Consider the following 17,178-nt stretch of genomic DNA (forward strand, 5'->3'; position numbering starts at 1 on the left):
CGATAAAAGCAAGGCCTTCTGGTCTTGCTTTTTTGTATAGAAAAATGGATGATAGTGTCATCCATTTTGTTTTAATTCTGTTTCGAAAGTATCCGAGAGGGCAGTAAAACTCAATTTTTCTAAGGTAAGTGGATGGGTAAAGGAAAGTCGAAAGGCATGGAGCATGAGCCTGCTTACTTTTGATCTAGAGTTATAGAGAGGATCGCCCAGGATAGGGTACTTATGATGAGAAAGGTGAACACGAATCTGATGCGTTCGACCGGTCTTTAGTTTGCAACGGACAAGGGTAGTCTGATTTGGAAATTGCTTTAATCGACTGATATGCGTTTCAGCATATTGTCCATTTTTTGCATCAACTATTCTTTTTCTACGATCGTGGCGATCACGGCCGATTTTATCTCGGAAGATAAGTTCTTTACTCTCTACTCGCCCTTCTATAAGTGCCCAGTACTCACGAACGATTTCCTTTTTTTCCAACAAATGATTGAGAATGGGTAAGATAAAAGGATTTTTAGCAAAAAGCACTAAACCGCTTGTTTCCATGTCCAGGCGATGAACGACATAGCAGGTTTGACCAACGTAGGCAGAGACATGGTTGAGAAGGGCAATTTCATTAGGTTGATTTCCGTGAGTTTTCATGCCTTCGGGCTTGTTGACGATAATGAGATGTTGGTCTTGATAAATCTCTTGAACGAGGTCTGGATTGCCCCAAAGGATTTCTTTTTGGGGATAATCTTCCTCGTCAAAAGTCAACTGGCAAATGTCCCCTGGCTTGACCATCTCGTTCCAGTGAATTTCTTTGTGGTTAATTAGGATGTTCTTCTTTATTCTCAAAAAATGGCGGATTTTTCTAGGGATGAGGAGTTGTTCCTCTAAGAATTGTTTGACCGTCATTTGAGGCAAGGATTCGGGTAATGTAAATGTGAATTGCATACAGATATTGTAACAAAAAAAGCCCTATTTGGATAGGGAGTAGCTAAATTCTTGAGTTCCTATGGTGAAGATGATAAAATAAACGCATGAAATTAGATAAATTATTTGAGAAGTTTCTTTCTCTCTTTAAAAAAGAAACGAATGAATCAGCGGAGTCTGATTCGACTAGCATGCGCCGTTCACGGAGCGATAGAAAAAAATTGTCCCAAGTAGGCCCGATTCGGAAATTTTGGCGCCGTTATCATCTGACAAAAATTGTCATCATTTTAGGGTTAAGTGCAGGTTTGCTAGTAGGAACCTACCTATTTGCGATAGCCAAGTCGACCAATGTCAATGACTTGCAAAATGCCTTGAAAACGCGAACTCTGATTTTTGACCGCGAAGAAAAAGAGGCAGGAGCCCTATCAGGTCAAAAGGGAACCTATGTTGAACTGACAGATATTAGTAAAGACTTGCAGAATGCTGTCGTCGCGACAGAGGACCGTTCCTTTTATAAAAATGATGGGATTAACTACGGTCGTTTCTTTCTAGCCATCCTTACAGCGGGTCGTTCTGGAGGGGGTTCCACCATCACTCAACAGTTGGCGAAAAATGCCTATCTTTCCCAGGACCAGACCGTTGAACGGAAGGCCAAGGAGTTTTTCCTTGCCTTAGAGTTGACAAAGAAATACAGCAAGGAGCAAATCCTTACTATGTACCTCAATAACGCCTACTTTGGAAATGGAGTATGGGGCGTTGAAGATGCAAGTAAGAAATATTTTGGTGTATCGGCTTCACAACTAACGCTTAATCAGGCGGCTACTCTAGCAGGGATGCTCAAGGGACCAGAATTGTACAATCCATTAAATTCTGTTGAAACTTCGACCAACCGTAGGGATACTGTTTTGCAAAATATGGTTGCAGCGGGCTATATTGATAAAAATCAAGAAACCGAAGCGGCTGGAGTAGATATGGCTTCTCAACTGCAAGATAAGTATGAAGGCAAAGTTTCGGATTATCGTTACCCGTCCTATTTTGATGCAGTTGTCAACGAAGCAGTTTCCAAGTACAATCTCACAGAAGAAGAGATTGTCAACAACGGCTATCGAATCTACACAGAGCTTGACCAAAACTACCAAGCAAACATGCAGGTTATTTACGAAAACACTTCGCTATTTCCAACGGCAGAAGATGGAACGCATGCCGAATCAGGTAGTGTTGCTCTAGAGCCTAAAACGGGTGGAGTGCGTGGAGTTGTTGGCCGTGTAGCTGGTGATGACAAACCAGGCTTCCGCAATTTCAACTATGCCACTCAGTCTAAGCGTAGCCCAGGCTCAACTATTAAACCTTTAGTCGTTTATACACCCGCAGTAGAAGCAGGATGGGCCTTGAACAAGCAACTGGATAATCATACGATGCAGTACAACAGTTATCAAGTAGATAACTATGCGGGTATTAAGACATCTCCAGAAGTACCTATGTATCAGGCCTTGGCGGAATCACTCAACCTGCCAGCTGTTGCGACTGTAAATGAATTAGGTATTGACAAAGCTTTTGATGCTGGGGAGAGATTTGGTCTGAATATGGAAAAAGTTGACCGAGTTCTTGGAGTTGCTCTTGGTGGAGGTGTGGAGACGAATCCTCTCCAGATGGCGCAAGCCTATGCAGCCTTTGCCAATGGAGGTCTAATGCCTGAAGCACATTTCATCACTCGTATTGAAAATGCCAGCGGTCAGGTCATCAAGAGTCATAAAAACTCCCAAAAACGAGTGATTGATAAGTCGGTAGCCGATAAAATGACCAGCATGATGCTAGGAACATTTACCAATGGTACGGGAATTAGTTCGTCACCAGCGGATTACGTTATGGCTGGTAAAACAGGTACGACTGAAGCTGTTTTCAACCCGGAATATACCAGTGACCAGTGGGTGATCGGCTATACTCCAGATGTTGTAATCAGCCACTGGCTCGGCTTCCCAACAACAGATGAGAACCATTATCTAGCAGGTTCGACCTCCAATGGAGCAGCCCATGTCTTTAGAAGTATGGCTAATACCATTTTGCCATACACTCCAGGTAGCACTTTTACAGTTGAGAATGCCTATAAACAAAATGGGATTGAACCAGAAAATACGAAAAAGCAGGCCGTTGAAAATGAGACAAACCAGTCTGAGGATCCGCTAGGAGATATTCGTAGTCGTGCACAAAATCTTGTAGATGAAGCAGGACGTGCGATTTCAGAAGCTAAAATAAAAGAAAAAGCCCAGACAATATGGGACTCAATCCTTAATCTATTTCGTTAAGAGGCTTGTCAAAGCCTAGGTTTCTTGTTATAATAGATAAGATGGAGGCGTTATGGCACTAAAAAAAGCTAGCCTAGCTTGTGCAGTTTGTGGTTCAAGGAATTACTCAATCAAAATTAGTGGGAACCCCAAGCCAACACGACTAGAAGTAAATAAATTTTGTAAACATTGTGGAAAATATACGACACATAGAGAAACGAGATAGGAGAGAACGATGGGTTTTATTAAGGATATTTTTAAACTTCTTAAAGAAACAACTTGGCCAACTCGCAAAGAAAGCTGGAGAGATTTTCGCTCTATTATGGAATACACAGCCTTCTTTGTGGTCATCATTTACATTTTTGACCAGTTGATTGTATCAGGTTTGATTCGATTTATTAACATTTTTTAGAAGAAAAGTGGAGAAGTTCTGCTAACTTTCTTCTATCATATGTATGAAAGGAAATATCATGGATAGTTTTGACAAGGGATGGTTTGTTCTACAAACTTATTCTGGCTATGAAAATAAGGTAAAAGAAAATCTATTGCAACGTGCGCAAACATATAACATGTTGGATAATATTCTACGTGTTGAGATTCCAACACAAACCGTGCAAGTTGAGAAAAATGGAAAGAAAAAGGAAGTTGAAGAGAATCGCTTTCCAGGTTATGTCCTTGTAGAAATGGTCATGACCGATGAAGCATGGTTCGTCGTTCGAAACACACCTAACGTAACAGGATTCGTCGGCTCACACGGTAACAGATCAAAACCAACTCCACTTTTGGAACAAGAAATCCGTGATATTCTGGTTTCAATGGGACAAACTGTTCAAGAGTTCGATATTGATGTTGAAGTTGGCCAGACAGTCCGCATCATTGATGGCGCTTTTGCAGACTACACAGGTAAAATTACTGAAATTGATAACAACAAAGTGAAGATGATTATCTCTATGTTTGGTAATGATACGATTGCAGAAGTGAATCTCAACCAAATTGCAGAATTATAACCCCAGAGAGGCTTTGCCTCTCTTTTTATGTGCCGTTGGGGGAGGAAGAAGTATAGAATAGAGGAAGTAGACCCAGTGGCTCGCGCATTTTGCTAAACTAAATGCAGAAAGGAGAGGTCTATGAATCTAAAAGATTTATATGAAGAAAGTAAGGGAATCGTCCATAAGTGTCGCAAAGATTATCATTTGCATCTGTGGGAGAAAGAGGACTGGGATCAGGAAGGCATGTTATGTCTGTATGAGCTGGTGAGTTGCAACCCAGAGTTACTAGAGGGGGAGCGCCATCGACTTTATGTCTGCTTTAAAACAAAGTTTAGAAATCGTATCCTAGATTACATCCGTAAACAGGAAAGCCACAAGCGCCGTTTTGACAAAGAACCCTATGAAGAGGTGAGTGAGATTAGTCATCGTCTAGGAGAAAAAGGACTCAGGCTGGACGATTATTATCTCTTTCACGAACTTCTAAAGAATTACAAATCAAAGCAGAGTATGGAAAAACAAGAGTTAATAGACCGTCTAATGGGAGGAGAAGTCTTTAGAGGACGTAAAGCTCTCCTGAGAGAACTTTCCCTTATCTTTTCAGAATTTCGGTAAAGAGGGAAAAAAGTCCTTGACAAAGGTAAAAAAGTAGGTATAATAGAAAGAGTTGAAAAGCTCAGGTCCGTTGGTCAAGGGGTTAAGACACCGCCTTTTCACGGCGGTAACACGGGTTCGAATCCCGTACGGACTATGGTGTATTGCGGCTAAAAAAACTTGAAAAAAGTTTAAAAAATCTGTTGACAGAGGCAGGTAGCTGTGATATACTAATATAGTTGTCGCTCGAGAGAATGAGTGACAAAGACCTTTGAAAACTGAACAAGACGAACCAATGTGCAGGGCACTATAACTAAGGTTATAGTACTGAACAATGAAAAAACAATAAATCTGTCAGTGACAGAAATGAGTGAGAACTCAAACTTTTAATGAGAGTTTGATCCTGGCTCAGGACGAACGCTGGCGGCGTGCCTAATACATGCAAGTAGAACGCTGAAGGAGGAGCTTGCTTCTCTGGATGAGTTGCGAACGGGTGAGTAACGCGTAGGTAACCTGCCTGGTAGCGGGGGATAACTATTGGAAACGATAGCTAATACCGCATAATAGTAGATGTTGCATGACATTTGCTTAAAAGGTGCAATTGCATCACTACCAGATGGACCTGCGTTGTATTAGCTAGTTGGTGAGGTAACGGCTCACCAAGGCGACGATACATAGCCGACCTGAGAGGGTGATCGGCCACACTGGGACTGAGACACGGCCCAGACTCCTACGGGAGGCAGCAGTAGGGAATCTTCGGCAATGGACGGAAGTCTGACCGAGCAACGCCGCGTGAGTGAAGAAGGTTTTCGGATCGTAAAGCTCTGTTGTAAGAGAAGAACGAGTGTGAGAGTGGAAAGTTCACACTGTGACGGTATCTTACCAGAAAGGGACGGCTAACTACGTGCCAGCAGCCGCGGTAATACGTAGGTCCCGAGCGTTGTCCGGATTTATTGGGCGTAAAGCGAGCGCAGGCGGTTAGATAAGTCTGAAGTTAAAGGCTGTGGCTTAACCATAGTACGCTTTGGAAACTGTTTAACTTGAGTGCAAGAGGGGAGAGTGGAATTCCATGTGTAGCGGTGAAATGCGTAGATATATGGAGGAACACCGGTGGCGAAAGCGGCTCTCTGGCTTGTAACTGACGCTGAGGCTCGAAAGCGTGGGGAGCAAACAGGATTAGATACCCTGGTAGTCCACGCCGTAAACGATGAGTGCTAGGTGTTAGACCCTTTCCGGGGTTTAGTGCCGCAGCTAACGCATTAAGCACTCCGCCTGGGGAGTACGACCGCAAGGTTGAAACTCAAAGGAATTGACGGGGGCCCGCACAAGCGGTGGAGCATGTGGTTTAATTCGAAGCAACGCGAAGAACCTTACCAGGTCTTGACATCCCTCTGACCGCTCTAGAGATAGAGTTTTCCTTCGGGACAGAGGTGACAGGTGGTGCATGGTTGTCGTCAGCTCGTGTCGTGAGATGTTGGGTTAAGTCCCGCAACGAGCGCAACCCCTATTGTTAGTTGCCATCATTCAGTTGGGCACTCTAGCGAGACTGCCGGTAATAAACCGGAGGAAGGTGGGGATGACGTCAAATCATCATGCCCCTTATGACCTGGGCTACACACGTGCTACAATGGCTGGTACAACGAGTCGCAAGCCGGTGACGGCAAGCTAATCTCTTAAAGCCAGTCTCAGTTCGGATTGTAGGCTGCAACTCGCCTACATGAAGTCGGAATCGCTAGTAATCGCGGATCAGCACGCCGCGGTGAATACGTTCCCGGGCCTTGTACACACCGCCCGTCACACCACGAGAGTTTGTAACACCCGAAGTCGGTGAGGTAACCATTTGGAGCCAGCCGCCTAAGGTGGGATAGATGATTGGGGTGAAGTCGTAACAAGGTAGCCGTATCGGAAGGTGCGGCTGGATCACCTCCTTTCTAAGGATAAGGAACTGCACATTGGTCTTGTTTAGTCTTGAGAGGTCTTGTGGGGCCTTAGCTCAGCTGGGAGAGCGCCTGCTTTGCACGCAGGAGGTCAGCGGTTCGATCCCGCTAGGCTCCATTGGTGAGAGATCACCAAGTAATGCACATTGAAAATTGAATATCTATATCAAATAGTAACAAGAAAATAAACCGAAACGCTGTAGTATTAAAAGAGTTTATGACTGAAAGGTCAAAAAATAAGGTTAAGTTAATAAGGGCGCACGGTGGATGCCTTGGCACTAGGAGCCGAAGAAGGACGTGACAAACGACGATATGCCTTGGGTAGCTGTAAGTAAGCGATGATCCAGGGATTTCCGAATGGGGGAACCCAACAGGTACTACCTGTTACCCGCATCTGTTAAGGATGTGAGGAGGAAGACGCAGTGAACTGAAACATCTAAGTAGCTGCAGGAAGAGAAAGCAAAAGCGATTGCCTTAGTAGCGGCGAGCGAAACGGCAGGAGGGCAAACCGAAGAGTTTACTCTTCGGGGTTGTAGGACTGCAATGTGGACTCAAAGACTATAGAAGAATGATTTGGGAAGATCAGCCAAAGAGAGTAATAGCCTCGTATTTAAAATAGTCTTTGTACCTAGCAGTATCCTGAGTACGGCGGGACACGTGAAATCCCGTCGGAATCTGGGAGGACCATCTCCCAACCCTAAATACTCCCTAGTGACCGATAGTGAACCAGTACCGTGAGGGAAAGGTGAAAAGCACCCCGGGAGGGGAGTGAAATAGAACCTGAAACCGTGTGCCTACAACAAGTTCGAGCCCGTTAATGGGTGAGAGCGTGCCTTTTGTAGAATGAACCGGCGAGTTACGATATGATGCGAGGTTAAGTTGAAGAGACGGAGCCGCAGGGAAACCGAGTCTGAATAGGGCGAATTAGTATCATGTCGTAGACCCGAAACCATGTGACCTACCCATGAGCAGGTTGAAGGTGCGGTAAGACGCACTGGAGGACCGAACCAGGGCACGTTGAAAAGTGCTTGGATGACTTGTGGGTAGCGGAGAAATTCCAAACGAACTTGGAGATAGCTGGTTCTCTCCGAAATAGCTTTAGGGCTAGCGTCGACATAAAGATTCTTGGAGGTAGAGCACTGTTTGGGTGAGGGGTCCATCCCGGATTACCAATCTCAGATAAACTCCGAATGCCAATGAATTATGGTCGGCAGTCAGACTGCGAGTGCTAAGATCCGTAGTCGAAAGGGAAACAGCCCAGACCACCAGCTAAGGTCCCAAAATAATTGTTAAGTGGAAAAGGATGTGGGGTTGCACAGACAACTAGGATGTTAGCTTAGAAGCAGCTATTCATTCAAAGAGTGCGTAATAGCTCACTAGTCGAGTGACCCTGCGCCGAAAATGTACCGGGGCTAAAACAATTTACCGAAGCTGTGGATACCTTTATAGGTATGGTAGGAGAGCGTTCTATGTGTGAAGAAGGTATACCGTGAGGAGTGCTGGAACGCATAGAAGTGAGAATGCCGGTATGAGTAGCGAAAGACAGGTGAGAATCCTGTCCACCGTAAGACTAAGGTTTCCAGGGGAAGGCTCGTCCGCCCTGGGTTAGTCGGGACCTAAGGAGAGACCGAAAGGTGTATCCGATGGACAACAGGTTGATATTCCTGTACTAGAGTATGTAGTGATGGAGGGACGCAGTAGGCTAACTAAAGCAGACGAATGGAAGAGTCTGTCTAAGCAGTGAGGTGTGAATTGAGTCAAATGCTTAGTTCTATAACATTGAGCTGTGATGGGGAGCGAAGTTTAGTAGCGAAGTTAGTGACGTCACACTGCCAAGAAAAGCTTCTAGCGTTTAAACATACTCTACCCGTACCGCAAACCGACACAGGTAGTCGAGGCGAGTAGCCTCAGGTGAGCGAGAGAACTCTCGTTAAGGAACTCGGCAAAATGACCCCGTAACTTCGGGAGAAGGGGTGCTGACTTTACGTCAGCCGCAGTGAATAGGCCCAAGCAACTGTTTATCAAAAACACAGCTCTCTGCTAAATCGTAAGATGATGTATAGGGGGTGACGCCTGCCCGGTGCTGGAAGGTTAAGAGGAGTGCTTAGCGTAAGCGAAGGTATGAATTGAAGCCCCAGTAAACGGCGGCCGTAACTATAACGGTCCTAAGGTAGCGAAATTCCTTGTCGGGTAAGTTCCGACCCGCACGAAAGGCGTAATGATTTGGGCACTGTCTCAACGAGAGACTCGGTGAAATTTTAGTACCTGTGAAGATGCAGGTTACCCGCGACAGGACGGAAAGACCCCATGGAGCTTTACTGCAGTTTGATATTGAGTGTCTGTACCACATGTACAGGATAGGTAGGAGTCTAAGAGATCGGGACGCCAGTTTCGAAGGAGACGTTGTTGGGATACTACCCTTGTGTTATGGCCACTCTAACCCGGATAGGTTATCCCTATCGGAGACAGTGTCTGACGGGCAGTTTGACTGGGGCGGTCGCCTCCTAAAAGGTAACGGAGGCGCCCAAAGGTTCCCTCAGAATGGTTGGAAATCATTCGCAGAGTGTAAAGGTATAAGGGAGCTTGACTGCGAGAGCTACAACTCGAGCAGGGACGAAAGTCGGGCTTAGTGATCCGGTGGTTCCGTATGGAAGGGCCATCGCTCAACGGATAAAAGCTACCCTGGGGATAACAGGCTTATCTCCCCCAAGAGTTCACATCGACGGGGAGGTTTGGCACCTCGATGTCGGCTCGTCGCATCCTGGGGCTGTAGTCGGTCCCAAGGGTTGGGCTGTTCGCCCATTAAAGCGGCACGCGAGCTGGGTTCAGAACGTCGTGAGACAGTTCGGTCCCTATCCGTCGCGGGCGTAGGAAATTTGAGAGGATCTGCTCCTAGTACGAGAGGACCAGAGTGGACTTACCGCTGGTGTACCAGTTGTCTTGCCAAAGGCATCGCTGGGTAGCTATGTAGGGAAGGGATAAACGCTGAAAGCATCTAAGTGTGAAACCCACCTCAAGATGAGATTTCCCATGATTTTATATCAGTAAGAGCCCTGAGAGATGATCAGGTAGATAGGTTAGAAGTGGAAGTGTGGCGACACATGTAGCGGACTAATACTAATAGCTCGAGGACTTATCCAAAGTAACTGAGAATATGAAAGTGGACGGTTTTCTTGGTATTTGATAGATATTCAATTTTGAGTAGGTATTACTCAGAGTTAAGTGACGATAGCCTAGGAGATACACCTGTACCCATGCCGAACACAGCAGTTAAGCCCTAGAACGCCGGAAGTAGTTGGGGGTTGCCCCCTGTGAGATATGGAAGTCGCTTAGCTCGAGGGAGTTTAGCTCAGTTGTAATTGAGAGGAAATCGAAATTACAATCGGCGGATGAGAGAAACGAAGTTTCTTACCGTTGGCTGAGCTAGACTCCGCTCTTTGGGAGTTTAGCTCAGCTGGGAGAGCATCTGCCTTACAAGCAGAGGGTCAGCGGTTCGATCCCGTTAACTCCCATAGGTCCCGTAGTGTAGCGGTTATCACGTCGCCCTGTCACGGCGAAGATCGCGGGTTCGATTCCCGTCGGGACCGTTTAAGATAACGGAAGTTATTTTAGACTCGTTAGCTCAGTTGGTAGAGCAATTGACTTTTAATCAATGGGTCACTGGTTCGAGCCCAGTACGGGTCATATTTGCGGGTTTGGCGGAATTGGCAGACGCACCAGATTTAGGATCTGGCGCTTAACGGCGTGGGGGTTCAAGTCCCTTAACCCGCATAATAGAAATCAGCCGGCTTAGCTCAGTTGGTAGAGCATCTGATTTGTAATCAGAGGGTCGCGTGTTCAAGTCATGTAGCCGGCATTTTTTTATATAGAATAAGAGGTCGATGCGAACGTAGTTCAGTGGTAGAACACCACCTTGCCAAGGTGGGGGTCGCGGGTTCGAATCCCGTCGTTCGCTTAGAGAGGCCGGGGTGGCGGAACTGGCAGACGCACAGGACTTAAAATCCTGCGATTGGTAACGATCGTACCGGTTCGATTCCGGTCCTCGGCATATAATGATGAGCACCCTTAGCTCAACTGGATAGAGTACCTGACTACGAATCAGGCGGTTAGAGGTTCGACTCCTCTAGGGTGCATTTTTTTATTTAACGCGGGAAGTAGCTCAGCTTGGTAGAGTACTTGGTTTGGGACCAAGGTGTCGCAGGTTCGAATCCTGTCTTCCCGATTGATTACGAGGATACTTAAGGGTATCTTTTTTTATTTACTAAGGAGATTCTGTGAGTCTTCTTTTTTGTTTACGGAACAAATTTGTGTAAACTAGCAGTGCTTAAGGAATGGTACTAGTCATATATTTTCTTTAATTATGGTAAAATAGTAAGAGAATAATGTGAGGAAAATGAATGGCAAGTAAGTTTGAAATTTTAATGAATCAACTAGGAATCTCTGATCAATTGAGACGGGATCCTGCTCTTGTTGATGCCAGAATTGAGCGTGTTGTGGTTCACAAAATTAGTAAGGTATGGGAATTTTATTTTGTATTTTCTAAAATTTTGCCTATTGAAATCTTTCTGGAGTTAAAGAAAGGGCTTGGTGAAGAATTTTCTAAGACAGGGAATCGAGCTGTTTTCGAAATCAAGGTTCTCTCTCAAGAATTCTCTAATGAACTCTTACAAGCCTACTATAGAGAGGCTTTTTCTGAAGGTCCATGTGCAAGTCAAGGGTTTAAATCTCTTTACCAGAATTTAAACGTTCGTGCGGAGGGAAATCAACTCATTATTGAAGGTTCAGAGGCGATTGATAAGGAGCACTTTAAGAAGAATCATCTTCCTAATTTAGAAAAGCAACTTGAAAAATTTGGTTTCCCAGCCTTTGTTTGTCAAATAGAAAAGAATGATGCTCTTACACAGGAGCAGGAGGAGGCCTTCCATACGGAGAATGAACAAATCGTTCAGGCTGCCAACGAAGAAGCTTTACGAGCTATGGAGCAACTGGAACAAATGGCTCCTCCTCCAGTAGAAGAGAAGCCAGCCTTTGATTTTCAGGCTAAAAAGGCTATGGCCAAGCCTAAACTAGATAAGGCTGAGGTTACCCAGATGATTGACGTGACGACTGAGGAAAATCGTCTGGTCTTTGAAGGGGTCGTTTTTGATGTGGAGCATAAGGTGACCAGAACTGGTCGCGTTTTGATCAACTTTAAAATGACAGACTACACTTCAAGTTTTTCAATGCAAAAATGGGTTAAGAATGAAGAAGAAGCTCAGAAGTTTGACATCATTAAGAAGAATTCTTGGCTCCGAGTTCGTGGAAATGTGGAGATGAATAATTTCACACGCGATTTGACCATGAACGTGCAGGATGTGCAGGAAGTTGTTCACTATGAGCGGAAGGATTTGATGCCAGAAGGTGAGCGTCGGGTTGAGTTTCATGCTCATACCAACATGTCGACCATGGATGCTCTACCAGAGGTAGAGGAGATCGTTGCGACAGCTGCTAAGTGGGGGCACAAGGCGGTTGCCATCACCGACCATGGAAATGTTCAATCCTTCCCACATGGCTACAAGGCAGCTAAGAAAGCTGGAATCCAGCTGATCTATGGAATGGAAGCCAATATCGTGGAGGACCGTGTCCCTATCGTTTATAACGAAGTGGAGATGGACTTGTCAGAAGCGACCTACGTGGTCTTTGACGTTGAAACGACGGGACTTTCAGCTATCTATAATGACTTGATTCAGGTTGCGGCCTCTAAGATGTATAAGGGGAATGTTATTGCCGAATTTGATGAATTTATCAATCCCGGACATCCATTATCAGCCTTTACTACTGAGTTGACTGGTATTACAGATGATCATGTCAAAAATGCCAAACCACTGGAACAAGTTTTACAAGAATTCCAAGAGTTTTGCAAGGATACAGTCTTAGTAGCCCACAATGCTACCTTTGACGTTGGTTTTATGAATGCCAACTATGAGCGTCATGGTCTGCCTAAGATTAGCCAGCCAGTCATCGATACGCTGGAGTTTGCTAGAAACCTCTATCCTGAGTATAAACGTCATGGTTTGGGGCCTTTGACCAAGCGTTTTGGTGTGGCACTTGAACACCACCACATGGCCAACTACGATGCGGAAGCTACTGGTCGTCTGCTTTTCATCTTTATCAAAGAGGTAGCAGAAAAACATGGTGTGACCGATCTGGCTAGACTCAATATTGATCTAATCAGTCCAGATTCTTATAAAAAAGCTCGGATTAAACATGCGACCATTTATGTCAAGAATCAAGTTGGTTTAAAAAATATTTTTAAGCTGGTTTCTTTGTCTAACACCAAGTATTTTGAAGGGGTGCCACGGATTCCGAGAACGGTTCTAGACGCCCATCGGGAGGGCTTGATTTTGGGGTCGGCTTGCTCGGAGGGTGAAGTTTTTGACGCTGTCGTTTCCCAAGGTGTGGATGCGGCGGTTGAGGTGGCCAAGTATTATGACTTTATCGAGGTCATGCCACCGGCTATCTATGCTCCCTTGATTGCTAAAGAGCAGGTCAAGGATATGGAGGAACTCCAAACTATTATCAAGAGTTTGATAGAGGTTGGGGACCGTCTTGGGAAGCCTGTTTTGGCTACGGGAAATGTCCATTATATCGAACCGGAAGAAGAGATTTACCGTGAAATTATCGTCCGTAGTTTGGGCCAGGGGGCTATGATTAACCGAACCATCGGTCATGGTGAACATGCCCAACCAGCTCCTCTTCCGAAAGCTCATTTTCGAACGACTAATGAGATGTTGGATGAATTTGCCTTCTTGGGCGAGGAATTGGCTCGTAAATTGGTTATTGAAAACACCAATGCCTTGGCAGAAATTTTTGAGCCTGTTGAGGTCGTTAAGGGTGACTTGTACACGCCTTTCATCGACAAGGCTGAAGAAACGGTTGCTGAGTTGACCTATAAGAAAGCTTTTGAGATTTATGGAAATCCTCTGCCAGATATCGTTGATTTGCGGATTGAAAAAGAATTAACTTCCATTCTGGGGAATGGATTTGCCGTGATTTATCTGGCATCGCAGATGCTGGTGCAACGTTCCAATGAACGGGGCTACTTGGTTGGTTCTCGTGGATCTGTCGGTTCCAGTTTCGTTGCGACCATGATCGGGATTACGGAGGTCAATCCTCTCTCCCCTCACTATGTCTGTGGTCAGTGTCAGTACAGCGAGTTTATCACCGATGGTTCTTATGGTTCAGGTTTTGATATGCCTAATAAGGACTGTCCAAACTGTGGCCACAAACTCAGCAAAAATGGGCAGGATATTCCGTTTGAGACCTTCCTTGGTTTTGATGGAGATAAGGTTCCCGATATTGACTTGAACTTTTCGGGGGAAGATCAGCCTAGCGCCCACTTGGATGTGCGTGATATCTTTGGTGAGGAATATGCCTTCCGTGCAGGAACAGTTGGTACGGTGGCTGCCAAGACTGCCTATGGATTTGTCAAGGGCTATGAGCGTGATTACGGGAAGTTCTATCGTGATGCAGAGGTGGAACGCCTTGCTCAAGGTGCTGCTGGTGTCAAGCGGACTACAGGACAACACCCGGGAGGAATCGTTGTTATTCCTAACTATATGGATGTCTACGACTTTACGCCTGTTCAGTATCCAGCGGATGACGTGACGGCTGAATGGCAGACGACTCACTTTAACTTCCACGATATCGATGAGAACGTCCTCAAACTCGATGTGCTGGGGCATGATGATCCGACCATGATTCGGAAACTGCAGGACTTGTCTGGGATTGATCCTAATGAAATTCCTATGGATGATGAAGGTGTCATGGCCCTCTTTTCTGGGACTGATGTGCTTGGGGTGACGCCGGAGCAAATCGGAACGCCGACGGGCATGCTGGGAATCCCAGAGTTTGGAACAAACTTTGTACGTGGGATGGTAGACGAAACGCATCCGACGACCTTTGCGGAATTGCTTCAGTTGTCTGGTCTGTCCCACGGTACTGATGTGTGGTTGGGAAATGCCCAGGATTTGATCAAGCAAGGAATAGCGGACCTATCGACTGTTATCGGTTGTCGGGATGACATCATGGTTTATCTCATGCATGCGGGCCTCGAGCCTAAGATGGCCTTTACCATTATGGAACGGGTACGTAAGGGCTTGTGGCTGAAGATTTCCGAAGAGGAGAGAAATGGCTATATCGAAGCCATGAAGGCCAATAAGGTGCCAGAGTGGTATATCGAGTCCTGTGGGAAAATCAAGTATATGTTTCCTAAGGCCCATGCGGCAGCCTACGTTATGATGGCCTTGCGCGTAGCCTACTTCAAGGTTCACCATCCCATTTATTACTACTGTGCTTACTTTTCAATCCGCGCTAAGGCTTTTGATATCAAGACCATGGGTGCGGGCTTGGACGCCATCAAGCGCAGAATGGAAGAAATCGCTGAAAAACGGAAGAACAATGAAGCCTCTAATGTGGAAATTGACCTCTATACCACTCTTGAGATTGTCAATGAGATGTGGGAACGTGGCTTTAAGTTTGGCAAGTTAGACCTCTATCGTAGTGATGCGACTGAATTCATCATTGACGGAGACACTCTTATCCCACCATTTGTAGCAATGGATGGTCTGGGAGAGAACGTTGCTAAGCAGTTGGTGCGTGCGCGTGAAGAGGGTGAGTTCCTCTCTAAGACAGAACTGCGCAAGCGTGGTGGACTTTCATCAACCTTGGTTGAAAAGATGGATGAAATGGGGATTCTCGGCAATATGCCAGAGGACAACCAGTTGAGTTTGTTTGATGAGTTGTTTTAAAAAATTGCTTATTTTGATCAAGTGGACAAAATATGTCCACTTGATTTGTTATAATTCTCTTAAAAATAAAAGAAAAGAGAGTATAATATGGTGAATCAAGAAATTTTAAATTCTAATGTGTCAATTGAAGAGGAAATTTATAATTTTGAAAAAGGCTTGAAAGATGATGGGAGTGATTGGACCGGATTCCCACAAATAGACTTAAAAGAAGATTCTCAATGTATTTACATTTGCGGTATTTCAGAGACTGACAGATGGCATTTGTTTTATTATACGTTAACTAAAATAAAACCTGTTACTCCAATAGCATCACTTGCATATTATCGAGTGAGAGATAATTTGATTTTTTCTAAACATAGTCAATGGATGAAACTGCAAATGGGGTATACAGAGTATGATTTGATTTTTCTGGATGGAGTTCAATTTTTGGGAGAGGCTGATCAAAGGGTACAGGAATACTGGATGCAGCAATTCAAAGAGAATAAGAAAAGAAGCAAACTCTTCATTGTATATTCAGACTGCTTACCCGAAGACTTAAAAAATATGGCTGAATCCGTAGTTGAGTTCTTCGAATCTGGCATAGTGGTACAGTTGAAATCATCTAAGGGCTAGTTTATTTTGCTTTAATCGTTTTGGATATAAAGTGCTAGTTAGACTATAGAAGTGATAATAATGTACTGGAAATAATATTGTTTGAATAATATGTAGAAGGAAATTGCAAATGAATGATCAAGAGAGACTGCTAACGATTTTTTTACGTTTACAGTTTGGGACTCCGTTAGGAAAAAAGCAATTGGCTCAGGAATTTGAAGTTAGTGAAAAGACGATACAGAGAGATTTTTCGCTACTCCGTGATATTTTATCTAGTAACACCAGTTATAGTGGAGATTTGTTTTATAACCGTAAAACGAATAAGTATTGTTTAGCGAGTAAGTCAGTTTTTAATAAAAAGGATATACTCGTTATTTCAAAGATTTTATTGGAAAATCGAGCCCTGAATAGACAAGAAATTGCTACCTTACTAAATAATTTACTGGTCTTAGTTCCCCGTGATGATCAGAAAGAAATTGAGCAGATTATTGGCAGTGAAAAGCTTAACTATGCTCCCTTAACGGATCAACAAGATAGAATAGAGAAAATTTGGAATTTATCGGAGTCTATTCTACATGAACAGGTCTTAGACATTATCTATCAAAAACCTTATTCTGAATCTTCTAAGAAGCAGACGGTTTTGCCTGTATCTCTTTACTATGATAGTCATTATTTTTATCTGGTTGTTTATCAGTTAAAACACGCTACTTATATTACTTTAAGAGTAGACCGTATCCAATCATGGTCTCTTAGTGGTATAGAGAAACCCTCTATTTCTTATCGAGATAAATTTAGAGATGGTGATATTCGTAATGAGAGAGTTGATGCTTTTATCGGGAAGAAAATCAGTATTGAGATTGGGTATTTGTATGATCCTACTATTGTGATGGATCAATTTCCAAATGCAAAAATAGTTGGTAAAAATGGTGCCTGGACTCATTTTAAGTTTAAAAGTCAGTATACACCGGGTCTTAAACGCTGGTTACTGGGACAAGGGGAAGCAGTTACTGTTTTGTCTCCTCGGATTTTAGTAGAGGATATGAAGCGAACAGTTCAAGAAATGATAGATAAATATAAATGAGGATAA

At 44.4% G+C, this 17,178-nt stretch carries 9 protein-coding genes, 11 tRNA genes and 3 rRNA genes; 22 read left to right on the forward strand and 1 reads right to left on the reverse strand.

Annotated elements, in window-relative coordinates; translation table 11 throughout:
* Positions 1-57: 57 nt before the first annotated feature.
* Positions 58-933 (reverse strand): RluA family pseudouridine synthase, encoded by an 876-nt coding sequence (locus tag NYE79_RS01135; protein WP_080976186.1) that lies wholly within the window; start codon positions 931-933, stop codon positions 58-60.
* An 86-nt stretch (positions 934-1,019) separates the two neighbouring features.
* Between NYE79_RS01135 and pbp2a the strand changes: the two genes are divergently transcribed.
* From pbp2a to NYE79_RS01245, 22 genes are all read left to right on the forward strand, one after another.
* Positions 1,020-3,215, forward strand: a complete 2,196-nt coding sequence (gene pbp2a, locus NYE79_RS01140; protein WP_216728927.1) for a penicillin-binding protein PBP2A — start codon at positions 1,020-1,022, stop codon at positions 3,213-3,215.
* Positions 3,216-3,267: 52 nt separating this feature from the next.
* Complete coding sequence (gene rpmG / locus NYE79_RS01145) at positions 3,268-3,420, forward strand: 50S ribosomal protein L33 (protein WP_001809375.1); 153 nt, start codon at positions 3,268-3,270, stop codon at positions 3,418-3,420.
* Positions 3,421-3,429: 9 nt separating this feature from the next.
* Positions 3,430-3,606: a preprotein translocase subunit SecE gene (gene secE, locus NYE79_RS01150; protein WP_000505776.1), complete on the forward strand. Its 177-nt coding sequence runs from the start codon at positions 3,430-3,432 to the stop codon at positions 3,604-3,606.
* 58 nt (positions 3,607-3,664) lie between these two features.
* Positions 3,665-4,201, forward strand: coding sequence for a transcription termination/antitermination protein NusG (gene nusG / locus NYE79_RS01155; RefSeq protein ID WP_000376732.1), 537 nt, complete (start codon positions 3,665-3,667; stop codon positions 4,199-4,201).
* A gap of 120 nt (positions 4,202-4,321) precedes the next feature.
* Positions 4,322-4,795, forward strand: a complete 474-nt coding sequence (locus NYE79_RS01160; protein ID WP_001049305.1) for a hypothetical protein — start codon at positions 4,322-4,324, stop codon at positions 4,793-4,795.
* A gap of 64 nt (positions 4,796-4,859) precedes the next feature.
* Positions 4,860-4,931, forward strand: a tRNA-Glu gene (locus NYE79_RS01165).
* A gap of 228 nt (positions 4,932-5,159) precedes the next feature.
* Positions 5,160-6,705: ribosomal RNA gene (locus NYE79_RS01170) — 16S ribosomal RNA — on the forward strand.
* 51 nt (positions 6,706-6,756) lie between these two features.
* Positions 6,757-6,829: transfer RNA gene (locus NYE79_RS01175), tRNA-Ala, on the forward strand.
* Positions 6,830-6,951: 122 nt separating this feature from the next.
* A 23S ribosomal RNA gene (locus NYE79_RS01180) occupies positions 6,952-9,852 on the forward strand.
* A 77-nt stretch (positions 9,853-9,929) separates the two neighbouring features.
* Positions 9,930-10,045 (forward strand): 5S ribosomal RNA (gene rrf, locus NYE79_RS01185).
* The 16S, 23S and 5S rRNA genes sit together here with 11 tRNA genes alongside, the layout of an rRNA operon.
* A 105-nt stretch (positions 10,046-10,150) precedes the next feature.
* Positions 10,151-10,223: transfer RNA gene (locus NYE79_RS01190), tRNA-Val, on the forward strand.
* 2 nt (positions 10,224-10,225) lie between these two features.
* A tRNA-Asp gene (locus NYE79_RS01195) sits at positions 10,226-10,298 on the forward strand.
* A gap of 24 nt (positions 10,299-10,322) precedes the next feature.
* Positions 10,323-10,395: transfer RNA gene (locus NYE79_RS01200), tRNA-Lys, on the forward strand.
* Between the two features lie 5 nt (positions 10,396-10,400).
* A tRNA-Leu gene (locus tag NYE79_RS01205) sits at positions 10,401-10,482 on the forward strand.
* 12 nt (positions 10,483-10,494) lie between these two features.
* Positions 10,495-10,567 (forward strand) — tRNA-Thr (locus NYE79_RS01210).
* A gap of 27 nt (positions 10,568-10,594) precedes the next feature.
* A tRNA-Gly gene (locus NYE79_RS01215) sits at positions 10,595-10,666 on the forward strand.
* A gap of 7 nt (positions 10,667-10,673) precedes the next feature.
* A tRNA-Leu gene (locus tag NYE79_RS01220) sits at positions 10,674-10,759 on the forward strand.
* An 11-nt stretch (positions 10,760-10,770) separates the two neighbouring features.
* Positions 10,771-10,844, forward strand: a tRNA-Arg gene (locus NYE79_RS01225).
* 15 nt (positions 10,845-10,859) lie between these two features.
* Positions 10,860-10,933 (forward strand) — tRNA-Pro (locus NYE79_RS01230).
* A 175-nt stretch (positions 10,934-11,108) separates the two neighbouring features.
* Complete coding sequence (locus tag NYE79_RS01235; protein ID WP_216728803.1) at positions 11,109-15,500, forward strand: PolC-type DNA polymerase III; 4,392 nt, start codon at positions 11,109-11,111, stop codon at positions 15,498-15,500.
* 87 nt (positions 15,501-15,587) lie between these two features.
* Positions 15,588-16,112, forward strand: coding sequence for a DnaA/Hda family protein (locus NYE79_RS01240; RefSeq protein ID WP_049479440.1), 525 nt, complete (start codon positions 15,588-15,590; stop codon positions 16,110-16,112).
* A 109-nt stretch (positions 16,113-16,221) separates the two neighbouring features.
* Positions 16,222-17,172 (forward strand): WYL domain-containing protein, encoded by a 951-nt coding sequence (locus NYE79_RS01245; RefSeq protein WP_070683707.1) that lies wholly within the window; start codon positions 16,222-16,224, stop codon positions 17,170-17,172.
* The last annotated feature ends 6 nt before the right edge of the window (positions 17,173-17,178 follow it).

The sequence above is a fragment of the Streptococcus sp. FSL W8-0197 genome (assembly GCF_037963785.1).
Taxonomy (GTDB): domain Bacteria; phylum Bacillota; class Bacilli; order Lactobacillales; family Streptococcaceae; genus Streptococcus; species Streptococcus oralis_CQ.

Bases quoted from the DNA above. Each gene is read 5' to 3' on its own strand.
- NYE79_RS01160 (WP_001049305.1), top strand. From the start codon at position 4,322: ATGAATCTAAAAGATTTATATGAAGAAAGTAAGGGAATCGTCCATAAG.
- NYE79_RS01235 (WP_216728803.1), top strand. From the start codon at position 11,109: ATGGCAAGTAAGTTTGAAATTTTAATGAATCAACTAGGAATCTCTGAT.
- nusG (WP_000376732.1), top strand. From the start codon at position 3,665: ATGGATAGTTTTGACAAGGGATGGTTTGTTCTACAAACTTATTCTGGC.
- secE (WP_000505776.1), top strand. From the start codon at position 3,430: ATGGGTTTTATTAAGGATATTTTTAAACTTCTTAAAGAAACAACTTGG.
- pbp2a (WP_216728927.1), top strand. From the start codon at position 1,020: ATGAAATTAGATAAATTATTTGAGAAGTTTCTTTCTCTCTTTAAAAAA.
- rpmG (WP_001809375.1), top strand. From the start codon at position 3,268: ATGGCACTAAAAAAAGCTAGCCTAGCTTGTGCAGTTTGTGGTTCAAGG.
- NYE79_RS01240 (WP_049479440.1), top strand. From the start codon at position 15,588: ATGGTGAATCAAGAAATTTTAAATTCTAATGTGTCAATTGAAGAGGAA.
- NYE79_RS01135 (WP_080976186.1), bottom strand. From the start codon at position 933: ATGCAATTCACATTTACATTACCCGAATCCTTGCCTCAAATGACGGTC.
- NYE79_RS01245 (WP_070683707.1), top strand. From the start codon at position 16,222: ATGAATGATCAAGAGAGACTGCTAACGATTTTTTTACGTTTACAGTTT.